Origin of the sequence: Variovorax sp. OV084 (assembly GCF_900111625.1) — a bacterium.
In the GTDB taxonomy this organism is placed as follows: domain Bacteria; phylum Pseudomonadota; class Gammaproteobacteria; order Burkholderiales; family Burkholderiaceae_C; genus Variovorax.
On sequence record NZ_FOII01000026.1, the window covers coordinates 1 to 23326 of the forward strand.

At 62.7% G+C, this 23326-nt stretch carries 21 protein-coding genes; 3 read left to right on the top strand and 18 right to left on the bottom strand.

The window, feature by feature from the left end; all coding sequences use genetic code 11:
* The 8 genes from BMW87_RS31695 to BMW87_RS31730 form a co-directional block, all read right to left on the bottom strand.
* On the bottom strand, nt 1–966 hold a 966-nt coding region (locus BMW87_RS31695; protein ID WP_093082031.1), incomplete at its 3' end, for an NAD(P) transhydrogenase subunit alpha.
* A gap of 2 nt (nt 967–968) precedes the next feature.
* Nucleotides 969–2606: an AMP-binding protein gene (locus BMW87_RS31700; RefSeq protein WP_093081897.1), complete on the bottom strand. Its 1638-nt coding sequence runs from the start codon at nt 2604–2606 to the stop codon at nt 969–971.
* Between the two features lie 12 nt (nt 2607–2618).
* A complete protein-coding gene (locus tag BMW87_RS31705; RefSeq protein WP_093081900.1) occupies nt 2619–3665 on the bottom strand; it encodes an NADP-dependent oxidoreductase in 1047 nt (348 codons plus the stop codon).
* 24 nt (nt 3666–3689) lie between these two features.
* Nucleotides 3690–4268 carry an NADPH-dependent FMN reductase gene (locus BMW87_RS31710; RefSeq protein ID WP_093081903.1) on the bottom strand — a complete coding sequence of 193 codons (579 nt, stop codon included), beginning with the start codon at nt 4266–4268 and terminating at the stop codon, nt 3690–3692.
* Nucleotides 4265–5203, bottom strand: coding sequence for an NAD(P)H-dependent flavin oxidoreductase (locus BMW87_RS31715; RefSeq protein ID WP_093081907.1), 939 nt, complete (start codon nt 5201–5203; stop codon nt 4265–4267). Before BMW87_RS31715 ends, BMW87_RS31710 begins: the two co-directional genes overlap by 4 nt.
* Before the next feature lie 8 nt (nt 5204–5211).
* Entirely contained in the window at nt 5212–6411 is a 1200-nt protein-coding gene (locus BMW87_RS31720) for an acyl-CoA dehydrogenase family protein (RefSeq protein WP_093081909.1), read from the bottom strand.
* Nucleotides 6412–6451: 40 nt separating this feature from the next.
* Nucleotides 6452–7243: an SDR family oxidoreductase gene (locus BMW87_RS31725; RefSeq protein ID WP_093081912.1), complete on the bottom strand. Its 792-nt coding sequence runs from the start codon at nt 7241–7243 to the stop codon at nt 6452–6454.
* A 71-nt stretch (nt 7244–7314) separates the two neighbouring features.
* A complete protein-coding gene (locus tag BMW87_RS31730) occupies nt 7315–8586 on the bottom strand; it encodes a branched-chain amino acid ABC transporter substrate-binding protein (protein ID WP_093081914.1) in 1272 nt (423 codons plus the stop codon).
* Between the two features lie 577 nt (nt 8587–9163).
* Here BMW87_RS31730 and BMW87_RS31735 point away from each other — a divergent pair.
* Entirely contained in the window at nt 9164–9802 is a 639-nt protein-coding gene (locus BMW87_RS31735; protein ID WP_093081917.1) for a TetR/AcrR family transcriptional regulator, read from the top strand.
* 99 nt (nt 9803–9901) lie between these two features.
* Here BMW87_RS31735 and BMW87_RS31740 read toward each other — a convergent pair whose 3' ends face one another.
* Genes BMW87_RS31740 through mdlC form a run of 8 tightly spaced genes read right to left on the bottom strand, consistent with a single transcriptional unit; the run spans nt 9902 to nt 19031 of the window.
* Nucleotides 9902–10978 (bottom strand): maleylacetate reductase, encoded by a 1077-nt coding sequence (locus tag BMW87_RS31740; protein WP_093081919.1) that lies wholly within the window; start codon nt 10976–10978, stop codon nt 9902–9904.
* Complete coding sequence (locus BMW87_RS31745; protein ID WP_093081922.1) at nt 10975–11319, bottom strand: Dabb family protein; 345 nt, start codon at nt 11317–11319, stop codon at nt 10975–10977. The genes BMW87_RS31740 and BMW87_RS31745 overlap by 4 nt, the downstream gene beginning before the upstream one ends.
* A gap of 36 nt (nt 11320–11355) precedes the next feature.
* Nucleotides 11356–12198 carry an intradiol ring-cleavage dioxygenase gene (locus tag BMW87_RS31750; protein WP_093081925.1) on the bottom strand — a complete coding sequence of 281 codons (843 nt, stop codon included), beginning with the start codon at nt 12196–12198 and terminating at the stop codon, nt 11356–11358.
* Nucleotides 12199–12210: 12 nt separating this feature from the next.
* Nucleotides 12211–13173: a Bug family tripartite tricarboxylate transporter substrate binding protein gene (locus BMW87_RS31755; protein ID WP_177192890.1), complete on the bottom strand. Its 963-nt coding sequence runs from the start codon at nt 13171–13173 to the stop codon at nt 12211–12213.
* Nucleotides 13170–14897, bottom strand: coding sequence for an FAD-dependent oxidoreductase (locus BMW87_RS31760; protein WP_093081930.1), 1728 nt, complete (start codon nt 14895–14897; stop codon nt 13170–13172). The genes BMW87_RS31755 and BMW87_RS31760 overlap by 4 nt, the downstream gene beginning before the upstream one ends.
* 26 nt (nt 14898–14923) lie before the next feature.
* On the bottom strand, nt 14924–15889 hold the full coding sequence (locus BMW87_RS31765; protein WP_093081933.1) for a Bug family tripartite tricarboxylate transporter substrate binding protein: 966 nt from the start codon (nt 15887–15889) through the stop codon (nt 14924–14926).
* 20 nt (nt 15890–15909) lie between these two features.
* On the bottom strand, nt 15910–17361 hold the full coding sequence (locus tag BMW87_RS31770; protein WP_093081936.1) for an aldehyde dehydrogenase: 1452 nt from the start codon (nt 17359–17361) through the stop codon (nt 15910–15912).
* Between the two features lie 41 nt (nt 17362–17402).
* Nucleotides 17403–19031, bottom strand: coding sequence for a benzoylformate decarboxylase (gene mdlC, locus BMW87_RS31775; RefSeq protein WP_093081938.1), 1629 nt, complete (start codon nt 19029–19031; stop codon nt 17403–17405).
* Between the two features lie 84 nt (nt 19032–19115).
* Here mdlC and BMW87_RS31780 point away from each other — a divergent pair, with 84 nt between their 5' ends.
* On the top strand, nt 19116–20042 hold the full coding sequence (locus tag BMW87_RS31780; RefSeq protein WP_093081940.1) for a LysR family transcriptional regulator: 927 nt from the start codon (nt 19116–19118) through the stop codon (nt 20040–20042).
* Nucleotides 20043–20652: 610 nt separating this feature from the next.
* Nucleotides 20653–22038, top strand: coding sequence for an MFS transporter (locus BMW87_RS31785; protein WP_093081942.1), 1386 nt, complete (start codon nt 20653–20655; stop codon nt 22036–22038).
* A gap of 273 nt (nt 22039–22311) precedes the next feature.
* On the opposite strand, the gene BMW87_RS31790 is transcribed toward BMW87_RS31785, so the two are convergent.
* Together BMW87_RS31790 and BMW87_RS31795 are read right to left on the bottom strand one after the other, a co-directional pair.
* The gene (locus BMW87_RS31790; protein ID WP_093081945.1) at nt 22312–22656 is read right to left on the bottom strand and encodes an antibiotic biosynthesis monooxygenase family protein; all 345 of its coding nucleotides are present in this window, start codon (nt 22654–22656) and stop codon (nt 22312–22314) included.
* Nucleotides 22657–22673: 17 nt separating this feature from the next.
* A complete protein-coding gene (locus BMW87_RS31795) occupies nt 22674–23306 on the bottom strand; it encodes an FMN-binding negative transcriptional regulator (RefSeq protein WP_093081947.1) in 633 nt (210 codons plus the stop codon).
* Nucleotides 23307–23326 lie beyond the last annotated feature (20 nt).

The window sequence follows — 23326 nt, forward strand, 5'->3', positions numbered from 1 at the left end:
CACGATGGTCACGCCGTGCTTGACCACCGTCTTGTCGGCCTCCGACAGCGGGCAGTTGCCGCCCTTCATCTCTCCGTTCACATCGGGCCCCTTGCCGGCCGCGATGTCGACGATCACCGAACCCGGCTTCATGGCCTTGACCATGTCCTCGGTGATGAGCGTGGGCGCCGCACGTCCGGGAATGAGCGCGGTGCTGATGACGATGTCGGCCAGCGCCACGCGCTTGGCCACCTCGACCTGCTGGCGCGCGAGCCAGCTCGCGGGCATGGGCCGGGCGTAGCCGCCGACGCCGACCGCGGCTTCCTTCTCCTCGTCGGTGTCGTAGGACACCTCGATGAACTTGCCGCCGAGCGATTCGATCTGCTCCTTCACGCTCGGGCGCACGTCGGAGGCCTCGATCACGGCCCCCAGGCGCTTGGCGGTGGCAATCGCCTGCAGGCCCGCCACGCCCACGCCCAGGATGACCACGCGCGCCGCCTTCACGGTGCCGGCGGCGGTCATCAGCATCGGGAAGAAGCGCTGGTACTTGTCGGCCGCGATCATCACGGCCTTGTAGCCCGCGATGTTGGCCTGCGAGGAGAGCACGTCCATGCTCTGGGCGCGGGTGGTGCGCGGCGCCGCTTCGAGCGCGAAGGCCGTGAGGCCGGCCGTGGCCAGGCGCTGCAGGCCGGCCGCATCGAAGGGGTTGAGCATGCCGATGACCACGGTGCCGGGCTTCATGAGCGCGGTTTCGGCATCGCTGGGGGTGCGCACCTTGAGCACCATGTCGGCCGCGAAGGCGGCGTTCATGTTGACGATCTCGGCACCGGCGGCCTCGTAGGCGGCATCGGTGACGCTGGCTGCAATGCCGGCCCCGGACTGCACGCGCACGGTGTGCCCGGAAGCGGCCAGTTTCTTCACCGTCTCGGGCGTTACGGCCACGCGGGTTTCGCCGGCCATTGTCTCGGCAGGCACGCCTATCTTCAACGTCACAGCGCGGCACCCAGTGAGGCGCGCAGCAACTTCCCAACGGCTGACCGGGGGAGCTTTGTCCGAAATTCGATGATCTTCGGGCGCTTGTATGCAGTCAGGTTTGCCTTCATGTGTTGCCTTATCGACTCTTCAGTGAGCGCGTCGCTGCGAGGCACCACAACCAGTTTCACGGCTTCCCCCGTGAGCTCATCGGGAACGCCGACCGCCGCGCACTCGAGCACCTGGTCCATCTCAATGGCCACGGCTTCAATTTCGTTGGGATAGACGTTGAAACCGCTCACGAGCATCATTTCTTTCTCTCGGCCAGAAATGCACAGATAGCCGTGTTCATCGATGCAGCCCAGATCGCCAGTCAGGAAAAAACCATCCTTTGTCATGAAACGGGCAGTTTCCTCGTCGCGCTGCCAATAGCCCTTGAACAGCTGCGGGCCTCGGACTGCAATTTGTCCAATCTCTCCCAGCGGCAGGGTCTCGAATTTTTCGTCAAGGATCAGCACTTCCGTCGACGGTGCTGGCGGCCCAACGGTTCCTTGGCGAATGTCGCCGTGAGGCGGGTTGCAGCTCACCGTTCCGGATGTCTCGGAAAGTCCGTATCCCTCGCTGATGGCGCAGCCCGTTCTTTCGAGCCACCGGGCGGCGATGGGACGCTGCGTGGCCATTCCGCCAGCGGTTGTCACCTTGAGATGTTGCCAATCGACTGTGTCGAACTCGGGGTCATTCATCAAGTTGCTGAACAGCGTGTTGATGCCGGGCAGCATGTGAAAGGGCGCTTCACGCAGTTTCGCCAGCATCTTTGCCGAATCACGAGGATCGGTAATCAGGAGCATGGTTCCCCCCAGTTTGATGCTCGCTAGAAGTGTTATGAAGGAAACGATGTGATAGAGCGGCAACGCACACGCGAACACGGGGACAGGTATGTCCACCAAGGCGGGCTGAAACCAGGCGGAGTTCTGGGCTGTGTTGGCCAGCAGACCTTCATGAGAGAGCATGGCTCCCTTGGAAACTCCCGTGGTCCCGCCGGTGTATTGCAGAACCACGACGTCATTCTTAACGAGCTTGGGCATTGAGTAGGTCGCGGACATCCCCAGCGAGAGCGCTTGAGGCATATCGACGACTGATTTGGCGCCGGCACGGTCTGCGCGAAGGCTTTCTCGTGTGGGTTCCAAGGCAACGCGCAGATTGCACAGAATCAAATGATTAATCTGCGTCTGGGGGAGGCCGTCCTTCACGGCATCGAACTGACTCTCGAGCAATATGGCCGCCTCAGCCTGAGCGTCCGAGACTTGCAGCAGGAACTCCCGAGCGGTGTAGGCGGGATTGACGTTGACCAATACCATCCCCGCTCGAATCACACCGACTGCCGCTATCACGTACTGAGGGGAATTGGGAAGAGCGACCGCTACTTTTGTCCCCGCTTCGAGCCCCAGCGTCTGGAGATACGCTGCAATTCCCAGACTCAATGAATCCAGAGTTGAATAGCTGAGTTCACTGCTTTCGTGGCGAATGGCAATGCGATCGCTGAACTGATAAAACAAGCCAGTGAAGAAATCGGCAAGGGTCTGGTACTCCTTCAAGGGCTCGATGGTGTGCGGAACATGAGGCGGATACCATGCCAGCCACGGGCGGTTGTTCATGAGTTGCCCCCGCTACTTCGCAGTTGCCGCAAGGCCAGCGGTTGCCGAGAGCTTGATGAGCATTTTTCCGGTGTTTCCACCTTCAAACATGCGCTGCAGGGCTGTGGGGAAAGTCTCGATCCCCTCGAGCACGTCTTCGTAGGACTTGATCCACCCGGCGGCCAGCCAACCGCGCAACGCATGCAGTGCCTCGGGATAGCGCTTCTCATAATCGAAAATGACGAATCCTTCCATCGTGGCTCTGTTCATGAGCAGAGACATGTAATTCTTGGGTCCGCTGCCACGGGCCACGTTGTTGTATTGCGAGACAGCCCCGCAAACCACAATACGCGCACCGCGGCGAATGCGACCGAGCGCCAGATCAAGTACTTCGCCACCGACGTTGTCGAAGTAGACGTCGACACCTTCAGGGCATGCTTTTGACAACTGGGCGCGTGCGTCAGGCTGCTTGTAGTCAACCGCAGCATCAAAGCCCAGGTTGTTCACAAGGTGAGCGCATTTCTCTGCCCCGCCTGCAATACCGACGACGCGACATCCCTTGATCTTGGCGATCTGGCCGACCACCGAACCCACGGCCCCTGCGGCGCCAGACACCAGGACCGTGTCGCCGAATTTGAGTTTTCCTATTTCGAGGAGACCGAAGTAGGCCGTGAAACCCGGAGTGCCAAGGGCGCCCATGTAAGCCGTTGCCGGCACATTTGAAATATCGATCTTCGTGAGATCGTTAGCATCCACGGTCGCGAACTCCTGAACACCAAAAGCGCCTAGCACAGCGTCACCGACACTGAATCTTGCGTCCTCGGACTGCAGGACCAGACCCGCCCCGGCGGCCCGCATGACATCACCGATGGCGATGGCCTCCATGTAGGACTTGCCTTCATTCATCCACGACCGCATGGCAGGGTCCACAGAAATAAAGGTGACCGCCACAAGCACCTTTCCTTTCTCTGGCGCCTTGATTGCCGTTTTTACCTGCTGCCAGTCGCTTTCTTTGGGCAGCCCACTGGGACGCTGCCTGAGAACGAACTGCTTGTTGGAAAGTTGCGAAAGGTCGGTCATGGGATATCTCCAGGGTTCGTATGTTTAAAGTTGCCGATGGGTCGAAAGATTCGCGAATTCAACGACTTGGCTGGCCATGAGCTGAATTTGCTGTATTACGGAAGTCGATTGGCACGTGCCTGCCGGATCGAGCGGAGCTTCGGCGATGTTGATGGCGACGCCCATCGGGGTGGGCCAGCCTCTCAGGGCATGCACGATCTCCCGCAAGGAAGCCATCGTTCCGACAGCCGCCTGCCATCCCCCGGCGACGGCCATGCACCCGACCGCTCGTTCGCTGAAATAGGGGCGCTTATCGCTTCTGGTCTCCTCGGCATAGTCAAGCGCGTTCTTCATGAACCCGGACACGGTGCCGTGATAGCCAGGCGATGCGATGATGATTCCGTCGGCTCTGCGCAATTCCTCAACGAGCTGCTGTGCCGCACCGTCTGCGGCGGCGCTGGGTTCATAAAGCGGTAGACGTAGCGAATGGGCACCGAGGAAGGTTGTGGTTGCCCCCGCCTTTTCAGCGGCGCTCAGTGCAAGCTGCAGATAGCGCTCGGCACTTGAACCGGGTCTGGTCCCGCCCCCAATGCCAAGGATGCGTGGCGAGGAATTGGTCATCATGCGGCCTCGAAATACTGCAGTTGAGACCCGCTTTCAACGGCGGACCAGTACTCGCGGATCAGCCTGTCCACCAAAGTGGCGGTCGGCTCAATCGCATTGAGCGATCCCACTCCATGGCCGGCTGACCACACCTTCGTCCAACGCTCGATGTCCGCGTTGTGCACCGGCTCGGCAGAGGCGAGTTCGTCTGCATTGATGCCGACCGCGGCCAGACTCTTGCGCAACCAATACGCCGGCACGCCAGAAACAGCCTTGGTCAGGATCAGATCGTCGATGTCAGAGTCCAGCAGCATTCGACGGTACGAGTCGCTGGCCATCGACTCCGGGCAGGCGATAAATGCCGTGCCCATCGAGGCAAGGTCGGCGCCCAGCGTTTCCGCGGCTCGAATGCCCGACCCATTGATGATTCCCCCGCCCAAGACGATCGTCCCACCGAAAAACTCTCGAATGGCGGGGACCATTGCAAAGGCGCTCATCATCCCGGTGTGTCCCCCCGCGCCGGCAGCGACCAGGACAAGGCCGTCGACTCCGAGCGATACGGCTTTTCGGGCATGCTGAACAGAGTTCACATCGGCAAACACCCGTCCGCCATACGAATGCACGCATTCGATGACCTCTTTCGGACTTCCGAGGGCCGTAATGATCAGTGGTGGCCGATAGCGCGCCACTACCTCAAGGTCTTGGTTGAGCCGCTGATAGCTTTTATGCACCAGCAGGTTCACGCCCCACGGCGCATCGGCCGGTCCGAGCTGGGTTGAAATTCGATCAAACCATTCGTCCAGGATTTCAACAGTCCTGGCATTCGCCGCGGGAACGGTCCCAATGGCACCTTTGCGGCATGCAGCCACTACCAACTCGACGGTCGATACCAGAAACATCGGCGCGATCAGGAGCGGCAGTTTCAACCGGCTGAGCCAGTCTTCAGGCATTGTCATTTGCGTCCTCAGAGCATTGCGGCGTTCGTCGGAAGGCCGAGATACAGCCGGCCCGTGAGTTCATACGTGGACTCGCTGACCATCATGTGTTGGGAGGCAGTCAAGACATCGCGCAGACAGCGCTGTAGTGGAGAGTCGTCAAAGATCGCGCTGCCGCCCGCACAGGAATACACCCGCGTGACGACTTGGACCGCCGCTTCGCTTGCGTGGGTCGTCGCCAGTCGAAGGTCTCGGCGTAGTGCCACAGAAATCTCCCCCGAGTCGGTGGACGCCGACCATGCACGGTCCACTGCGTCAATCAGGAAAGCCCGTGCGGAGCGAAGCTGGGCTTCCGCTCTTGCAACATGCTGCTGAGTTGAGGCGCGCTCTGCCAGAAGACGAGCGCTGCCTTGGGGCGTCTTTTTTGTTGCGAGCTCAATCAGGCTGTCGATGGCCAGACGCGCAATGCCGAGCGCCACCGCCGCAATGCCGACGCCCAGAATGCAAAACACCGGAAACTTGAACAACGCACCCGGGATCGGCACATCGGTAAGGATGGATGCCGACAGGCCGGCAGGGACGAATGCATCTTTGACGCTGTATTCATTGCTCCCTGTTCCGCGCAAACCGAGCGTGTGCCACGTGTCGGCTATCGATACTTGCTCCGCCCGAAAAACCATGGAACGATTTTCAAGTGTTCCGTCGGCCAATTTTTCCGGTTTTCCATCCTCGCCCAAAATCACGCACCCGCCGGTGATGAAATCGGCGTTGTACGAAGCTGATCCCCACATCCAACTGCCGTTCACCAGGAAGCCGGATACCCCGTCGACTACCGTGCGGACCGCAGTCCCGCGCGGCGCGAATACGCCGGCCATTTTGATGTTTGGATTCTCGAAGAGTAATTTCGCTTCGGGACTGGGGAGATAGCCCCCGATGATGGTCGACGTGTTCGAGATAAACGTGCACCATGCCGCCGCAGCATTGGCTTGCGCCAGCTTTTCAACGACGGCGACGAATGTATGCACATCCGCCTCCAGACCGCCGAGTGCACGTGGAACGAACATTCGATAGAGGCCGGCCCGAGCCAGTCTTTCGGCAAGGTCGTTTGGCAGATGTCGTTCTTTTTCTACGGTGTCGTTTGCCGCTTGCAAGATGGGGGTCAACTCTTGGCATGCGTAAAGCAGTTCATCACGCTGCGTCAACTCGGATGGTTCGTAATCAAAGGTCATGGGTGATCTTTCGTTCATTGGCGAATAGAGATGTCTGCATTCACGCGCCGATCACCGAACTGGTGCCGCCATCGACGACGATGGCATGCCCGGTCATGTGTTTTCCGGCTGCAGAAGCCAGCAAAAGAGCAGCGCCTTTCAGGTCGTCTGGATCGCCCAGCCGGCCAAGAGGCGTGGTGCTGATGATTCTTTCCTCACCGAACGCCGCAATCACCCCATCGGCCATCTTGCTTGGGAACAGCCCGGGAGAGATCGCATTGACGTTGATTCCATGCTTGCCCCATTCGGCGGCAAGTGCACGAGTGAACGTGATGACGGCTCCTTTGCTGGTGTTGTAAGCGACGCATTCCATTGGCGCCGGATTTCCGCCGAGCCCAGCAATTGAGGCGATGTTGATGATGCGACCCCGCTTACGCGGAATCATGCTTCCCACGGCAGCCTGTTGGCTAAAAAGAAAAAGACTTCTGATATTCAGGTTCATGACGCGGTCCCATGCCTGAAGCGTGTGGGTCTCAGCCGAGGCACCCCAGGAAGTGCCCGCGTTGTTGACCAAGATGTCCAGATGACCGAGCGTGTCAAAAGTCCTGCTGCAAACGCGTTGAACTTCGGACGGGTCGCTGGAGTCGGCAGCAATCCAGGAAGCCTCGATGCCAAGCTTTCGCAGATGGGCGGCTGCAGCCTCAAGTTCGGCCTCCTTTCTGGCTGTCAGCATGAGCCGCGCACCGGCACTGCCGAGCGCTTCGGCAATTTGAAGCCCGATGCCTCGTGACCCGCCCGTAACGAGAGCGGTGGAACCTTCAAGATCAAAAAGCGTGTTGGAATAGTGATTCATGGCTTCGCGCTAGTGCTCCAAGTGGAGTAATTAAGGGTAAAATTTTTTGACTTGACGATGTCGAGCGTCGCTCAGGGGCGAGCCATTCGACAGGTTGAAGGTCGTGAAACCTCGTCAGCGGTGAACTCGCGAACGGGAGCGAATGTCTTGCCCGTGCCTTCGGCGCTGTAGGGAACTTGAGCGCTGACGCTCGTCCAAACGGTTACAAACAACGGCTGCTGAAGTTGATGGTCCGATTTTCTCATTTCGACCATGCCGTTGAAGCCTTTGAATTTGGCTCCTTCCATTTGCTCTGCGACCCGAATCACTTCCGCAGATTGCGCCTGCTGGATCGATTTGCTTAACAGCTCGAATACAAGCGCAACACCATGCGTGTAGAAATCCTCGTTGAACCGTTTCTGGAATTCCTTCATCCAGACGTTCATTTGACCGCCCATGTTGTAGTGGCTGTAGGCGACCTGAAACACGCGGTTGTCATCAACTTGGCGCAGGGCTGTTGGGGTGCCTGCGACCACGGCATAGTAGGTATAGAAAGTGCCTTTCCAGCCACTTTCTTCTGCGGCCTTGATCAGCAGTGAAAGGTCTGTTCCCCAGCTTCCTGTAATGATCGTGTCCGCCCCGGAAGCGCGAACTTTTGTCATGTAGGGTGAAAAATCGCGTATCTGCGCAAGCGGATGACGGTCGTCGCCAACAATTTCGACATCAGGCCGCTTCGCTCGCAAACCGGCCTTGGCGGCCTCTGCAATCTGGATGCCAGAGGAATAATTCTGGTTGATCAGGTAGACCTTCTTGACCGATGCCCGGTCTTTGATGAAGCTCGTCAACGCCTCCATTTTCATTGCGGTGTCGGCCTCGAAGCGAAAATGCCAGTAGCTGCAGTTGCTGCCAGTCAATTCCGGATCGGTCGCGGCATGATTCAGGTAAAGGACTTCTTTGCCAGGATTGCGCTGGTTGTGCTTTTCGATCGCGTTGATAAGCGCCAGCGCCGGCGCCGATCCGGTGCCTTGCGCAATGAATCGAATATCTTGATCTATCGCACTCTTAAGAGCTCCGAGAGTTTCGGTTGGACTCAACTTGTTATCGAAGCCAACGATTTCGAACTTCACGCCGGCGGGATTGGAGGCGTTGAACTGTTCCGCTAGGTATTGATATGACTTCAGGAGGCTGGTGCCGACGGATCCCATGAGCCCGGACAAGGGTTCGATCACCGCGATTTTCACCACTTGGCCTTTCAGCACCGGCTTCTGGTTTTGCGCGAGTGCTTGTCTCGAAAGACCCAACCCAGCCACTGCCCAGGTCGCGATGCGGGCAAAGTGCCTCCGCGTGAAGGTTGTTGGTGTCATCTGGAAAGTACTCCAAGTGGATAAGTTTTAGTCCGGCTAATCTAGCTGCCGAGAGGGCGGGCGGAACTAGTACTTACCCGAGAACAGTCGCGCAGGTGATCAAGGCAGGGCTCTACGACCCACAACGCGGTGCCCTGATCCAACCCTCGAGCCCAAAAGCTCGGCCGAGGGTGCGAATCCCGAAGTTGGGTGACCGGGATCGCCATGGCTCGAGGGGCGACGCGACGGCCTGGTGCGCTGGGTGCCGGAGGGCCGTGGCCTCAGCAGCGCGCCAGACTCGTGAGAACCGTGCGAACTCTCCATCTCATCGTGCAGCGTTGATCTTTTGGTGCTGTGTGGCTCGCGAGGCGGAACTGCACGCGCTCGCCGTGACGGCGAGGGCTTCGTCGCGCTTGGCCTCTACGGCAGCTTGCGCGAGCCGAGAGCGAGATTCTGATGCGGACTCAAGCACATCCGAAGACGTGGGCGAGAAGCTCGAGTACATGCCGGATTTGTCCGCGGTTCTACCACTTGAGGCCCGATGATCGAACGTCCTCTTCTGCTAAGCTGAGGATCCAGACGACTTTTAAGACCTTCCGTGAGCGCCTTTGCTGAACCCGATTTGCCACTAAGCGCGCGTGGAAGTCAGCGTCACAAAGAGTTGATCGCAGCGGCGCTTCGCGTACTGGTTCGCGACGGGCATCATGCTGTAACTTTGCGAGCGGTTTCAGTCGAAGCCAATGCAAGTCATGGGGCGATCAACTATTACTTCGGTTCCCGAAGCGCCCTGATGTGCGCACTCGCCGAAGATGTTTGCCGTCGCATTGCAAACAACATTACCCTCGTCACACCTAAACTCGGGAAGTGCGCGGACGACGCCGATCGGTTCGCCACCATCCTTGCGGAACACAACATCAAGTACATGGTCAATGATCATGCGATGGGCATGGCGATCACCGAACTTACGCTCGCGGGATCGCGCGACTTAGAGTTAGGTAGCGTACTGGTGAAGTGGGGAAAGATACATGCCCGTCTAATGCGGGACAGCTTTCTGAAACTTGGGTCCAGTGATCCAGATTTGGACTATGCGTTTGTGTTGAATTGTGTTAATGGACTCATCATGGCGCAGCTCGCGATACCGCGCCGCGATTTCGAAGCACGTATTCTGCAGCCCTCATTGCTTCGGCTTGTTCGCGCGATCGCCAACGAAAAATCGACTGCCACGGAAGAAAAATAGCCGAGTCTCCGATAGTGACCTGCCCCGGTTTGATCGAGACTGTTTCCTCAACGCCGTGGCCGGTGGCGAGTCAATTGACCTCGGCCACAGATGGTCGGCCTACTCAGGCCGGGTGCCCTCAAAGGCGTTCTGCAGCAGTCGCCGGATCTCGCAGCGTTGTGCCGGTCCTGTCTCTCGCGGGTTCCAGTAGGGGTTGTTCACGACGAGATCCGCCGCGCGGTCGAGGTCAGCCTCCTTCATGCCCAGGTCCCGCAGCGCCACCGGCGCTCCGTTGTCTCGCGCCAGGTCGAACAGGCTTGCCGCGGCGCTGCGCGGCTCTGCCGACCCGAGTGCGCGTTCGATGCGGGACATGGCCTCAGGCACTGCCGGCGCGTTGAAGGCAATGGCCTGAGGCAGGACCACGGTGTGCACCTCTGCATGCGGCAGGTTGAAGCTGCCGCCGAGGGTGTGGCACAGCTTGTGGTGAAGCGCCATTCCCACGCTGCCAAGTACCGTACCGCACAGCCATCCACCGTACAGCGCGTCTGCGCGGGCATCAACATCGTCGCTGCGCTGGCGGATGGCCGGCAACGACTTGACGAGGGCGCGAATGCCTTCCTCGGCCATCAGGCTCATCACGGGATTGCCGTCGCGCGCATACAGACCTTCGGCCGCGTGTGCAATTGCATTCATGCCGCTCGTCACGCTCAAGGAAACCGGCAGCGTCAACGTCAACTCCGGGTCGTAGATCACGGTACGAGGCAGCACGCGTGCGTCCTTGCCGGTCTTCTTCAAGCCGCCCTCGGTGATGCCGTAGATCGGCGTCATCTCGCTGCCCGCATAGGTCGTGGGGATGGCAAGGATCGGCAGGCCGGATTCCAGCGCAATGGCCTTGCCCAGGCCGGTGGTCGAGCCACCACCAATGGCGATGGCGCAGTCCGCGCCCAGGCGCCGCGCCTCGTCGCGGGCCTCGTGTGCCGTCTCGATGGGTACATGCATGGCGGCGCGCGCAAATATGCCCGCGGCGCGACTGCCGAGACACTCGGCGACCATCTGCGCCTGCCGCTGCTGCTCGGGCGTGCACAGCACCAGCGCACGGCGCGCCCCGAGAAGCTCGATCTCTCGTTCCAGATGCGCCAAGCTCCCGGCACCGAACACCACCCGCGATGGCTGGCCGTTATAGACGAAATCCTTCATGCGATCCCCGCCGTGTCGTGCTCAGCCCAGGCTCGGCCGGGCCGGACTTCGTAGTCCACCTGATGCCGGGCGATGCGGACGCCAGCCAATTCGTCGCGCACCCGCAGATGTTCCGGATGCACCGCATACCCAGCCAGTGCTTCCCACGATTCGAACTCGCTGTACAACACGACGTCGCAGGCATAGTCAACGTTGCTGGCATCCATACCGATCTCCAGGTGGAGCAACCCGGGAATGCAGCCGCGCAGGCCATGGAAGCCGCTTTGAATGCAGTCCATGTTTCGCTGCTTTTCTTCGGCCGTGTCGCCGCTCACGTCCCACATGACGATGTGCCGGATCATTGCGCATCCTTTGCAGTTGCTGAAAGAGGCGAGATGTCAGGCATCCGCAGCGTCCCGCTTGTTCAGTACGAAGTCATATTCAACGACGTAGGAGCCGTCGGCCTGCTGCTTCCAATCGGCAATCAGCGACTGGCGCACGCCGAACACGGCATCCGAATCAAGGTATTGGTCGTCGCTGCGGAACACGTGCGTGATCAGCTTCTCGTAGCCGTCGGCCTCGATCAGGAAGTGCAGGTGCGCGGGACGCCACGGATGCCGGCCGGTCGCCTTCAGGAGATCGCCCACGGGGCCGTCGTGCGGAATGGCGTAGGGGACGGCCAGGATCGAGCGGAAGTGATAACGGCCTTCACTGTCGGCGTGCACGATGCCGCGTGCCTGCGCATGGCCGATCTCCGGATGCTGCACGTCGTACAGGCCGTCCTCGTCCGATTGCCACACGTCCATGCGGGCGTTGGCGATCGGCTTGCCGCCCATGCCGCGCACGGTGCCGCGCACTAGGCACGGGATGCCGCGCGCACCGTTGGAGATGTCCGCGCCGGGTTCGTAGTGGGGCGCCCCCTCCACGTGGAACGGGCCGAAGACGGTCGCCTCGGTGCAGCCGGCGGGCTTGTCGTTGTTCTGCGCCACCGTCAGCATCGACAGGCCCAGCACGTCCGACAGCAGGATGAATTCCTGGCGCTTGTCGTCGGTGATGTGGCCGCAGCGGGTCAGGAACTCGATGCCCTTGAACCACTCTTCTTCGGTCAGCTCCACCTCGCGTGCAAAGGCATGCAGGTGTTGCACGAGACTGTCCATGATGCACTTGAGCCGCAGGTCCGCCGCCTGCGCCTGCCGCGCAAGCACGGCGTCGGTGATGGTGTGATGGTTCAGGTTGCGCATGAGGACTCTCCTTCAGTCCAATTGCAGTTGGGTCCGCTGCGCGACCGTACCCCATTTGGCGAAGTCCTCCTGGCTGCGCCGCTCTGCCTCCTGCGTGCTGTAGCCCTCGACGCGCAGGTCCATCTCGGCCAGACGCGCCTTCACGGCCGGCGCCAGGAGCGCGGCACGCACGTCGCGCTGGATTTTCTCGACCGTGGCAGCCGGCAGGGCGGACGGTGCCATCAGGGTCTCGAAGAAAGTGGCATCGAATCCCGGATGTCCGCTCTGCGCGATCGTCGGAACCTCGGGCAGCAGGCCCGATCGTTCCTTGCCGGATACGGCGATCGCGCGCAGCCGCCCGCTCTGGACATGCGGCAGGACGACGGAGGAGACGATGAAGCCGCAGTCCACATGACCGCCCATCACGTCCTGCGCGGCCGGGCCGGGGCCTTTGTAGGGCACATGGGTGAGCCGGGTTCCGGTCGTGGCCAGCAGCATCTCCATGGCCATGTGGCTCGGTGTCCCGGCGCCGCCGGAGGCGTACAGCCGCGTCGAGGGCAACTGGACGAACTTCGCGAGAGACGGAACATCGGCCGCGGGATTGCAGACCAGCATCTGGTTGAAGCTCGCGAAATAGGTCACCGGCTTGAGCGAAGCCCTCGGATCGAAGCCCAGCTTCTTGTACAGATGGGGGTTGATGGTGAGGATCGTGTCGGGTCCGACGAGCAGCGTGTGACCGTCCCTGGCGTGCGCGACTTCCCCAGCGGCCAGGTTGCCTCCCGCGCCTGTCTTATTCTCGATAACAACTGGCTGATTCCAAGCCGCCTGGAGCGCGGGCTGTATCAGCCTGGCGATCACGTCGCCGGGCGTGCCCGGCGGAAATGCCGCCACCAGGCGGACCGGCTTGGTCGGCCAGGCCTGCGCGAAGACCGAAGGCGCCACCGCCAGGGCCATCGCAAGGGCGGCGAGACGAAGAAGCGGGGTGCTGACTTTCATGCCGGGTCTCCTCTCGTCGCATCGACGGAGATTGTTGAAGGGGTTGAAGTGACGCGAGACAGCACACGTGCCGCTTCGTCCGCGTCCGCGCCGCGCCATGCGACGATCTGGTCCGGGCGGATCAGCGCGAGCGGCGCTTCGTAGAGCTCGCGCAGGGCCGGCTGCGCCAGCCGGACGACGCGCAGGTCCATTGCCAGTTCGCGTGCCGCGGCTTCGAAGGCCTCGGTCGCGGGCGCATCGGGCCCCAGCGCGAGCAGGGTCCATTCGGTGTGGAAAACGTCGAACAGCGAGCGCCCGTCGTCGAGCCATGCATGCGGCGGCCGGCCGCCCGGACTGGCGGTGGGTGTGTAGGCATTCGGCTCGTCCGGCGGCAGCACGGCGCCGTCGCCGACGATGATCGGCGAGGCGTCGTAGCGGCCGCCGAAGGTCACGCCCGGGATATTGAATTCGAGCCGGGCATGCGCGTCGAAGTGCAGGCCCGCGAGCTTGCGCTCGGCATCGCCCCGCGGGGAGGCTTCTTCCAGTTCGGGCTTTGCCGCGAAGAGCCCCACCGAGTCGGCGAACTTGCGCGCATAGCCGGTGTTGCGTTCGGCCAGCGGCCTGCGCTCGGCCTCGTAGCTGTCGAGCAGCGCCAGCGGTGCCTCGCCGCGGATCACGCTCGCGAGCTTCCAGCCCAGGTTGACCGCGTCTTCGACCGCCGTGTTGTAGCCCAGCCCGCCGGTGGGCGTGAACAGGTGGGCCGCATCCCCCGCGATGAAGACCCGGCCCTTCTGGAAGCGCTGCGCCACCAGCGCATGCCCGGCGAGCCAGGTGCCCATCGAAAGGATCTCGATCGGCACGTCGGCGCCCACCGCCTCGGAAAAGACACGGCGCGCATCGGCCTCGGTCCAGTCGTCGGCATCTTCGCCGGGGCGCAGCGCCGCATGGAAGGCGTACTCGGACACGCCGTCCACCGAGGCCATGAAGGCGCGCCTTTCGTGGTTGACGGCCACGTACATCCAGGCCTTGGGGTGGCGCAGCACGTCGACGAACTGCGGCGCGCGCAGGTAGATGGCGAACATCTTGCCGCCCATGAATTCGCGCTGGATGCCGCTCACGCCGCCCCATTCGATGCCCAGCTGTTGCCGGACCAGGCTGCGCGCGCCGTCGGCGCCGATCAGGAACTTCGCGGCCACCTCCTGCGCAGGGCCGCCTTCGCTCGGCCGCACCGTCGCGCTCACTGATCCACCGTCGTCGCTGAAGCGCTCCAGCCGCCAGCCATAGCGCACATCGGCCGAAGGCCAAGCCTGCGCATGGCGGCGCAGCGCCTGCTCGACGAATTTCTGCGACACGCGATGCGGCAGCTCGGCGGCGCTCCAGGACCCGGTCATCGTCTTGACCCTCACCGCGGCCTCTGCGGCCGTGGGCAGGCTGATGCGGGCCAGCTCATGGCCGGCCAAGCGCGTGAAGTAGGCGATGTCCGTCGGGTCGTCGGCCGGCAACCCGAGCGCACGGATCTCGTGCGCGAAGCCGAGCCGGCGGAAGTGCTCCATCGTGCGGGCCTGGGTCGCGTTGGCCTGCGGATTGAAGGCCGTGCCCGGCTTGGCATCGACCAGCAGGCAGCGGATGCCGCGGCGGCCGAGCTCGTTGGCGAGCATCAGGCCGCAGGGGCCGCCGCCGGCGATCAGCACGTCCGTGGCGATCAGGGGAGGGTGGCCGGCTGCAGGCCGGGGCGGAGCGGTCATGGGCTGTCTTTCTTCTTCTTGATGCATCAGTCGGCGCGGATGCCGCGTTCCCGGATGACGGCGCCCAGCCGCTTGAAGTCGGCCGCGCCCTTGTCGCCGAAGGCGGCGGGCGTGAGCGGCTCCGGCACGTTGCCGAGGGTCTCGATGGTTGCCCTGACGGCCGGCAATGCCAGCGCGCGGTTGACTTCGGCATTGATCCGCTGGATCACGGCCGGCCGCGTGCCGGCCGGCGCGTAGAGGCCGAACACCGCATCGGCGTCGAAGCCCTTGAGGCCGAGTTCGTCGAGCGTCGGCACCTCGGGCATCTGGGGCGCGCGCTTGAGGCTTGCGACCGCCAGCATGCGCAGCTTGCCGGTCCTGACGTGCTGGATGCTGATGCCCGGATCGAAGAGGAAGTCGATCTGGCCGCCCAGCAGGTCCGTCAGCGCGGGCGCCGCGCCGCGGTAGGGCACATGGATGGCCGTGGTGCCCGTCTGGCCCGTCATCATCTCCGCCGCGAGATGGGGCGAGCTCCCGTTGCCGGGCGATCCGAACGAGCGCTTCCCGGGGTTCGCCTTGAGGTCGGCGACCAGCCCCTTGAAGTCCTTGACCGGGCTGTCGGCGCGCACTACCAGGTAGAACGGCACCCGTGCAACGGATGCGACCGGGACCAGATCCTTCGCCGGATCGAAGGGCATCTTGGCGTAGATGTGCGGGTTGATCGACACCATGCCCCCGGAACTCATCAGGAAGGTATAGCCGTCGGCCGGCGACTTGGCGACGAAATCGCCGCCCAGGTTGCCGCCCGCGCCGCCCCTGTTCTCCACGAGCACCGGCTGCCCGAGTGCTTCGTGCAAGGGCGCGCTGATCACGCGAGCCAGCTGGTCGGCCGCGCCGCCGGGCGCGAAGTTGGCGACGATCTTGATGGGCTGCCGGGGCCAGTCCTGGGCGTGGGCGATGCCGCACGGTCCGAGGCCGAGCGCCAGCGCCGCGGTGGTGAGCAGGGATTTCATGGTCTGTCTCCTGCGCTTCATCAGAACGGATAGTGGCGGTCGGTGGTCTGCACCGTGAGCCACCGCAGCTCGGTGAAGGCGTCGATGCCGGCCTTGCCGCCGAAGCGGCCGTAGCCCGAGTCCTTCACACCGCCGAAGGGCATCTGCGCCTCGTCGTGCACGGTCGGGCCGTTCACGTGGCAGATGCCGGAGTCGATGCGGTTGGCCACATCCCAGGCACGCGCGATGTCGCGCCCGAACACGGCGGAGGACAGCCCGTAGGGGTTGTCGTTGGCCACGCGCACCGCTTCGTCCACGCCGTCCACACGCACCACCGGCTTCACGGGACCGAAGCTCTCTTCATGGTAGATGCGCATCTGCGGCGTGACGTGGTCGAGCAGCGTCGCGGGCATCAGCGTGCTGTCGGCCTTGCCGCCGCACACGAGTTTCGCGCCCTTGGCGAGCGCATCGTCGATCAGCGCGTTGCAGCGCTCGACGGTGCTCGCATCGACCACCGAACCCAGCACCACCGGCCCCTTGCGCGGATCGCCCAGCGGCAGCTGCACGGCCTTGGCGGCGAGCTTCGCGACGAAGGCGTCCGCGATCTTGTGATCCACGATGATGCGCTCGGTGCTCATGCAGATCTGGCCGCTGTTGGCGAAAGCGCCGAAGGCGGCGCCGCTGACGGCGGCGTCGAGGTCGGCATCGTCCAGCACGACGAGCGGGGCCTTGCCGCCCAGCTCGAGCACCGCCGGCTTGAGGTACTTCGCGCAGGTCTGTGCGATCAGCCGCCCGACGCGGGTGGAGCCGGTGAAGTTCACACGGCGCAATGCCGGATGGGCAATGATTGCTTCAACCACCTCGGCCGCATCGGCCGGCGCATTGGTCACGAAGTTGACGACGCCCGGCGGGAATCCCGCATCCTTGAAGGCCTCCACGATCAGGCCGTGGGTCGCGGGGCTGAGTTCCGAGCCCTTGAAGACGACCGTGTTGCCGCAAGCCAGCGGCGTGGCAATCGCACGCACGCCGAGGATCACCGGCGCGTTCCATGGCGCGATGCCCAGCACCACGCCGGCCGGTCGGCGCAGGCCCAGCGCCAGGCTGCCGGGCACGTCGGAGGGGATGACCTCACCGCTGATCTGGGTCGTCATGCCGGCCGCTTCCTGCAGCATGCCGGCGGCCAGGTGCACATTGAAACCGGCCCACGAGGCACCGGCACCGGTCTCGGATGCCATGGCATCCGTCAGGGCCTGGGCCTTCGCCTCGATGGCCTGCGCCGCCTTCAGCAGCAGCGACCTGCGTTCGCCCGGGCCGGTCCGGGACCAGGCCGGAAACGCGGCAGCAGCGGCTTCGACCGCTGCCATGGCGTCGGCGCGGGTGGCGGCGGGCGCTGTGGTGGCCACCGTGCCGTCGAGCGGGTTGCGGCGCTCGAAGGTGGCGCCGTCCGCGGCCTGCCGGCTTTCGCCATTGATCAACATCGATATCGTGCCCATTGTCTTGTCTCCTTGTAGGTTTGAAAGAAAGCGAAAAACTGTCAGGCCACTTCGACTTCGACCAGCATCGGTGCAGCCGATTGAAGGGCCTGGTGCAAGGCCGGGCGCACCTGCTCGGCCGTCTCGACGCGCAGCGCCTTCATGCCTTGCGCGCCGGCCAGCGCAACAAAATCGAGATCGGGCAGGTCGGTGCCCGGAACATGCTCGTCGGGCCGGTAGCCGAAGATCCGCGCGAACTCGTAGAGCGCCGCGTAGCGGCGGTTCTTCAGGATCACGACCGTGACCGGCAGCGCCAGCTGCGCCGCACTCCACAGCGCCTGGATGGCGTACATGGCCGAGCCATCGCCGATCAGTGCAATGACTCGTGCGCCGGGCTTGCCCAGCGCCACGCCCACGGCGGCCGGCAGCCCATAGCCCAGGCCGCCGCTGCACATCGTGTAGAAGGTTTCCGACGCGAGGATCGGCAGATGCCCGTGCATGACCGGGCGAGCACTGGGCGCTTCCTCGACCACGATGCTGTCGCGCGCGCGCACATCGGCCAGCGTCTGCAGAACCCACGGCACCGGCAGGCGTTCGCCAGGCGATGGCTCTGCAACGCGCGGCGGCCGTGGATGAGGAGGTGGTGTCGCGCGATTTCGCGGCTTGCTCTGTTCGAGCAGGTCGAGCAATCCGAGGCGGATGCTGCCGACCACCGAGGTTCCTGTCGGCGCCCACGCCGCGACCTGCGGATCGTCTGTCAGCTGTACCAGCTCGGTTGATTCGGGCAGATGCGGACCTTGGCCCGGTACGTGATAAGTGAACGCCGGCGCGCCCAGCGCAAACACCAGGTCGTGGCTCGCGAGCCGCTCGACGATGCGCTCGCGCATCGGCGGCAGGAAGCCTCCCCACAGCGGATGGTCTTCAGGGAAGCTGCACCGGCCCGACATCGGGGCCACGTACACGCGCGCGTTGTGACGCTCGGCCAGCTGCAGGGTCTCGTTCCAGGCTTCGTCGCGATCGACCGCCGCACCGACGACGAAGGCCGGGGAGCGGGCGCCATCGATCGCTTCGGCAATGCGCGCGAGCAGCTCCGGGTCGGGGCGCAGGTGCCGGCTGACCGCTCGCGCATCGACCGGCAGGGTCTGCACATCCCAATCGTCCGACGGAATGGAAACCAGCACGGGGCCGCGCGGCGGCGTCATTGCGATGTAGTAGGCCCGCGCGATCGCCAGCGGAACGTCTTCGGCCCGCGCCGGCTCGATGCTCCACTTGACGTAGGGCCTGGGCAGCTCGGCCGCTTGCGTGGATCCGAGGAAGGGCTCGAAAGGCAGGATCGAACGCGCCTGCTGACCGGCCGTGATCACCAGCGGCGTGCGATTGCGAAAGGCCGTGAAGATGTTGCCCATCGCGTGGCCGACGCCGGCGGCGGAGTGCAGATTGACGAAAGCCGCGTTGTGCGTGGCCTGCGCGTAACCATCCGCCATGCCCACGACCACCGACTCCTGCAGCCCGAGCACGTAGCGGAAGTCTTGCGGGAAGTCGATGAACATCGGCAGCTCCGTCGATCCCGGGTTGCCGAACACGCTCGTCATGCCGAACGCGCGCAGCAGCTTGAAAACCGCGTCTCGCACGGTCACGGGGCTGCTGCTTGAGAGGGGTGCTTGCGCGGGATGTTCGACGCGTCGATCCATGAATGCTCCTTTATGAGATCCGCAGTTTTGCGGTTCTCTTGGTATTCATCAATGCAATGAAATATCTAAAGCAAAATAAGGTGTATGCATACTGAAAAGCTGGACATGAACCTGCTCCGCCTGTTCGAGGCGGTCTACCGTCTGGGCAGCGTCAGCCGCGCCGCAGATGCTCTGGGGCTGTCGCAGCCGGCTGCGAGCCAAGGCCTGACGAGGTTGCGGGTCGCCTTGGGCGACGCGCTGTTCGTGCGCGCCAACGGGCGCATGCGCCCGACGTTGCGCGCGGAGCGGCTGGCGAGCGTCGTTCAGCCGGCGGTGGCTGCCATCGAGGGTGTGTTGCGGGACGAAGACACCTTCGATCCTTCACGCTCGCAAATGACCGTTCGGCTGCATATGAACGACATCGGGGAGGCCCGGCTGCTGCCGGAACTGATGGAAGCCTTGCATCGCCAGGCACCCGGCATACGGGTGCATACGATTCCGCTGCCGCACGGGGAGATCACGGATGCCCTTGAAACGGGGGCGATTCATTTCGCACTCGGGTTTCTGCCCTCGGTCAGCGGAACGGAGCGCGTCGAACTGCTGCGCGATCGCTACGCGGTGGTGGTGCGAGCGGGACATCCGATGGCCAAGGGCCCGAAGGCAGCGAATGTCCGAATGACAATCCAGGATCTGCGGCGCCTGGAGTATGTAGCAGTGCGCTCGCACTCGGAGACCTTCCGCATCCTGCAGCAGCTCGGACTCGATGGACGGCTGGTGCTCAACTCGGCGCATTTCCTGGCGCTGCCGGCGATCATTGCGCGCACCGATTTCGCCGTCGTGATGCCACAGGCGATCGCGCGCAGGTTCATCGAGCCGAAGCGCTACGCGGTGCTTCCTGCCGAGCTGCCGCGCAGCAACTTCACGGTGTCGCTGCATTGGAGCCGTCGGTTCGAATCGGATCCGGCGCACTGCTGGATGCGGAATCTCTTCATCGGCCTTTTCGACGACAAGAGCCGCGCCGATCACCCATAGCGGCGGGCCCATTTCGAGCGGGCCCTCCCTGAACTTGCCCGTGTCCGGTAGATCGGCCCAAGTCTTCGGCGGATCGACGCCGAACTTTGTAGCGTCGTAGGCCGTGAGCACGGCGCAGAGGATCGCCGGCTGTTGATCTCCAGCAAGGTGCTGGAGCTTCCGGTGGTCGCGCTGACAAGATACACCCGCCTTTGGCGGGCCATGAGACCGCCGTCGAAAGATGGCGGCGACGGAGCAGGTGCGACTGTTCTATGTCGGCGCCACGCGTACTAAACCTCGACTCATGATCGCGAATGCAGTCCCCTGCGGTGGTGCATGCGCAATGAGCAGCGCGGGCTGATCTTTCATTGCCCCAAAACTAGCTTTCGTAGTCGCCGCCTTATCGTGAGTTGAGAGCAAGGGCTGGATGGGCTCAAAGCTATTTCGTGTTGATTGCACGGGTAGCTCCTGGCCTCGATGTCGCTTCGGTCCAATCATCATGGCTCGATCATCCTAGAAATAGAACTTATGGTCGCGTCTACTTCAGGAGATCCAACGGGCGCGTTTCAGGTATGCCGGCTCGCTCGGAAAGCCATCATCCATTACCGTTCTATTTCCTGGAAATCATCGAATGTCGATAACGTTAAAAGCATCATCCCCCGAAGTTGATCCGAAAACGCTGCGTAAGGTGATCTTCGCGGCATCGTTCGGAAATTTCGTCGAATGGTTCGACTTTGCCGCGTATGGTTTTCTCGCAACCATTCTCACGCGGGAGTTTTTCCCGAGCAACGATCCAGCAGTCGGGCTGCTCAAGACCTTCGCCGTTTTCGCAGTGGCATTTGCATTCCGGCCTCTGGGCGGCATTTTTTTTGGCGTAGTTGGGGACCGCATTGGCCGCAAGCGCACTCTAGCGCTAACCATCCTGATGATGGCCGGGGCGACCACGCTGATCGGTTTGTTGCCGACATACGCCGCGATCGGCGTGTTCGCGCCGATCCTGCTCACGGTACTGCGCTGCGTGCAGGGTTTCTCCGCCGGCGGCGAATATGCCGGCGCATGCGCCTACGTGATGGAGCATGCGCCGCAGCATAAGCGCGCGCGTTACGGTAGCTTTCTGCCGATATCTACGTTCTCGTCCTTCGCGCTGGCTGCGGTAGTCGCCTACGCGCTCGACGCTTCACTTTCCGCCGAGGCCATGAGCGCTTGGGGCTGGCGAGTACCGTTTCTGGCTGCCGCGCCTACCGGGCTGATCGGTCTTTACCTGCGGATGAATCTAAGCGAAACCCCGGCGTTTCGTGCGCTTGAAGGCGAGCACAAGGTGGCGCACGCGCCGTTGCGCGACACGCTGCGCACGCAGGCAGCGGGCATTCTGAAACTGGGGGCGTTTATTTCGGTGACTGCGGTGTCGTTCTACATGTTCACCACCTACTTTGCGACTCACCTGCAAGTGGCGGGCGGATTGGACCGAGCAACGTCGCTGCTGATCACGGTGATTGCGTTGCTATTCGCGGCGGCGCTGTGCCCGCTGGCCGGTCTGTATTCGGACTGGGCAGGCCGCCGGAAGACCATGCTTACGGCGTGCGTCATCCTGATCGCTACGGTCTATCCCTCGTTCTCGCTGGTGGGTTCGGGGCATTTTTCGCCGTCGGTAATTGGCGTGTGCTTGCTAGCGATTGGCGCGGTGTTGGCGAACGTGGTGACGCCGCCGTTGTTATCCGAAGTGTTCCCAACGCGCACGCGCTATACCGCTTCGGCGACTACCTTCAATTTGGCCTTTACGGTGTTTGGCGGCACGGCGCCGCTCGTCGCCACGTGGCTGATCACAACGACGGGCAACAACATGTCGCCTGCGTTGTATTTGGTCGCGATCGCGGTGATGGGACTGATAGGTGGATTGATGTTGCCGGAAACGGCGAAGATATCGTTGCATGACGCGGGTACCGCTCTTCCCGGTGCGAGCGCCGCGGCTGAGCTGAAAAGCGTACCAAGGCCCGCGGCTCAATCGCTGCGTTGTTGATTTCCATCCGGAGACGGGCCGGTCGTCGGTATTGACCATTGCCTCGACACCTGCATACATCATCTTGTTGACCAGCTCAGCTTCTGGATGCATCCCAACGGACCAGGTGTTGGCTAGGCCATCTGCAACCCACAGTTCCTCACCTATGCAGGGGGCGCGGAGAAGAGGTTTCCATTGATTGGTTACGAAGCATCCAGGCCATACGATTCTCCGTTCGGCGATCCAGACGCCGCATCCGATCGACTCCGTCGCTGTTCATAAGACCGCCGAAATTCAGCGGACACAAGGTACTGATCGCGTTTCGCCAGCGAGCGGGTGCGGAATGCCGCCATCGCCATAGGAGCGGACAACCTGTGCGATGACCACCTGATAGCCCTTGAGCCAAAGCGCCTGTCGCTGCTTTGCAGCGATGTGCGCCGGGTGCCCAATGAGCTCTTGGAGCGCCTCCATCGTCTTCCAGTAGTACACGGTGGAGACGAGCCCTGTTGCAGAGTTCTCCCAGCTCTCTTCGCCAAGGTAGCCTGGGATGGACTTGGCAAGCGCGGCAATGACGTTGTCTAGGGCGTGGAACTCGTCGTCGAATTCGCCCTTTGCGAAAGTGAATGTGGACGTGTACATCTGTCGTGCAGGCCTCGTCAACTCACTCCGCTGGCGTTGCGCATCAGTTCGGACATTGCCTCGTGTCCGCGCGCCTTTAACATTTCTGCGGCATTGAGGCGATCGCGCGCTTCCCTGTTCTGGCTGAGCTTGGACTTGCCCACCAGCGAAGTGACTGCGATCTCGATGCCCACGATGTTGCGCACCATGCTGTCGATGTACTCGGGTGCGGAGTCACCCATTTTCCATGGCTTCGGTTCGGCCGCCTCGTAGCGCCGCGTCAGGCGCGCGATGATGCCGCGCGCAAAGCGCTCGTCGTCGTGCACGGTGAGCACGCCGTGCGCGTGCACCACCTCGTAGTTCCAGGTGGGCACCTGGCGGTGCGCCTCGTGCTTGGATGGGTACCAGTTGGGCGAGATGTAGGCTTGGGCGCCGCCGAAGATGACTATCACCGGAGTTCCGGTGGGGCAGCGTTGCCACAGCGGATTGGCGCGAGCGACGTGCGCCGACAGCAAGCCATGCGTTCCCACGTCGGGGTCGAACTCGAAAGGGAGGTGATCGGCATCCAGTCCCGAGGTCCCATGCGTGACCAACGCACCCAACGGGTGCTTGCGGATGACGCGGCTCAATTCTTCGGGTCTTGTTTCGGCAAAGTGCGTGGGGGTGTACATCGGAGAGGGTATGAATGGTG

Excerpts from the sequence above, each read along its gene's own strand:
- BMW87_RS31700 (WP_093081897.1), bottom strand. The coding sequence starts at position 2,606 with ATGAACAACCGCCCGTGGCTGGCATGGTATCCGCCTCATGTTCCGCAC.
- BMW87_RS31705 (WP_093081900.1), bottom strand. The coding sequence starts at position 3,665 with ATGACCGACCTTTCGCAACTTTCCAACAAGCAGTTCGTTCTCAGGCAG.
- BMW87_RS31710 (WP_093081903.1), bottom strand. The coding sequence starts at position 4,268 with ATGATGACCAATTCCTCGCCACGCATCCTTGGCATTGGGGGCGGGACC.
- BMW87_RS31715 (WP_093081907.1), bottom strand. The coding sequence starts at position 5,203 with ATGACAATGCCTGAAGACTGGCTCAGCCGGTTGAAACTGCCGCTCCTG.
- BMW87_RS31720 (WP_093081909.1), bottom strand. The coding sequence starts at position 6,411 with ATGACCTTTGATTACGAACCATCCGAGTTGACGCAGCGTGATGAACTG.
- BMW87_RS31725 (WP_093081912.1), bottom strand. The coding sequence starts at position 7,243 with ATGAATCACTATTCCAACACGCTTTTTGATCTTGAAGGTTCCACCGCT.
- BMW87_RS31730 (WP_093081914.1), bottom strand. The coding sequence starts at position 8,586 with ATGACACCAACAACCTTCACGCGGAGGCACTTTGCCCGCATCGCGACC.
- BMW87_RS31740 (WP_093081919.1), bottom strand. The coding sequence starts at position 10,978 with ATGAAGGATTTCGTCTATAACGGCCAGCCATCGCGGGTGGTGTTCGGT.
- BMW87_RS31745 (WP_093081922.1), bottom strand. The coding sequence starts at position 11,319 with ATGATCCGGCACATCGTCATGTGGGACGTGAGCGGCGACACGGCCGAA.
- BMW87_RS31750 (WP_093081925.1), bottom strand. The coding sequence starts at position 12,198 with ATGCGCAACCTGAACCATCACACCATCACCGACGCCGTGCTTGCGCGG.
- BMW87_RS31755 (WP_177192890.1), bottom strand. The coding sequence starts at position 13,173 with ATGAAAGTCAGCACCCCGCTTCTTCGTCTCGCCGCCCTTGCGATGGCC.
- BMW87_RS31760 (WP_093081930.1), bottom strand. The coding sequence starts at position 14,897 with ATGACCGCTCCGCCCCGGCCTGCAGCCGGCCACCCTCCCCTGATCGCC.
- BMW87_RS31765 (WP_093081933.1), bottom strand. The coding sequence starts at position 15,889 with ATGAAATCCCTGCTCACCACCGCGGCGCTGGCGCTCGGCCTCGGACCG.
- BMW87_RS31770 (WP_093081936.1), bottom strand. The coding sequence starts at position 17,361 with ATGGGCACGATATCGATGTTGATCAATGGCGAAAGCCGGCAGGCCGCG.
- mdlC (WP_093081938.1), bottom strand. The coding sequence starts at position 19,031 with ATGGATCGACGCGTCGAACATCCCGCGCAAGCACCCCTCTCAAGCAGC.
- BMW87_RS31780 (WP_093081940.1), top strand. The coding sequence starts at position 19,116 with ATGCATACTGAAAAGCTGGACATGAACCTGCTCCGCCTGTTCGAGGCG.
- BMW87_RS31785 (WP_093081942.1), top strand. The coding sequence starts at position 20,653 with ATGTCGATAACGTTAAAAGCATCATCCCCCGAAGTTGATCCGAAAACG.
- BMW87_RS31790 (WP_093081945.1), bottom strand. The coding sequence starts at position 22,656 with ATGTACACGTCCACATTCACTTTCGCAAAGGGCGAATTCGACGACGAG.
- BMW87_RS31795 (WP_093081947.1), bottom strand. The coding sequence starts at position 23,306 with ATGTACACCCCCACGCACTTTGCCGAAACAAGACCCGAAGAATTGAGC.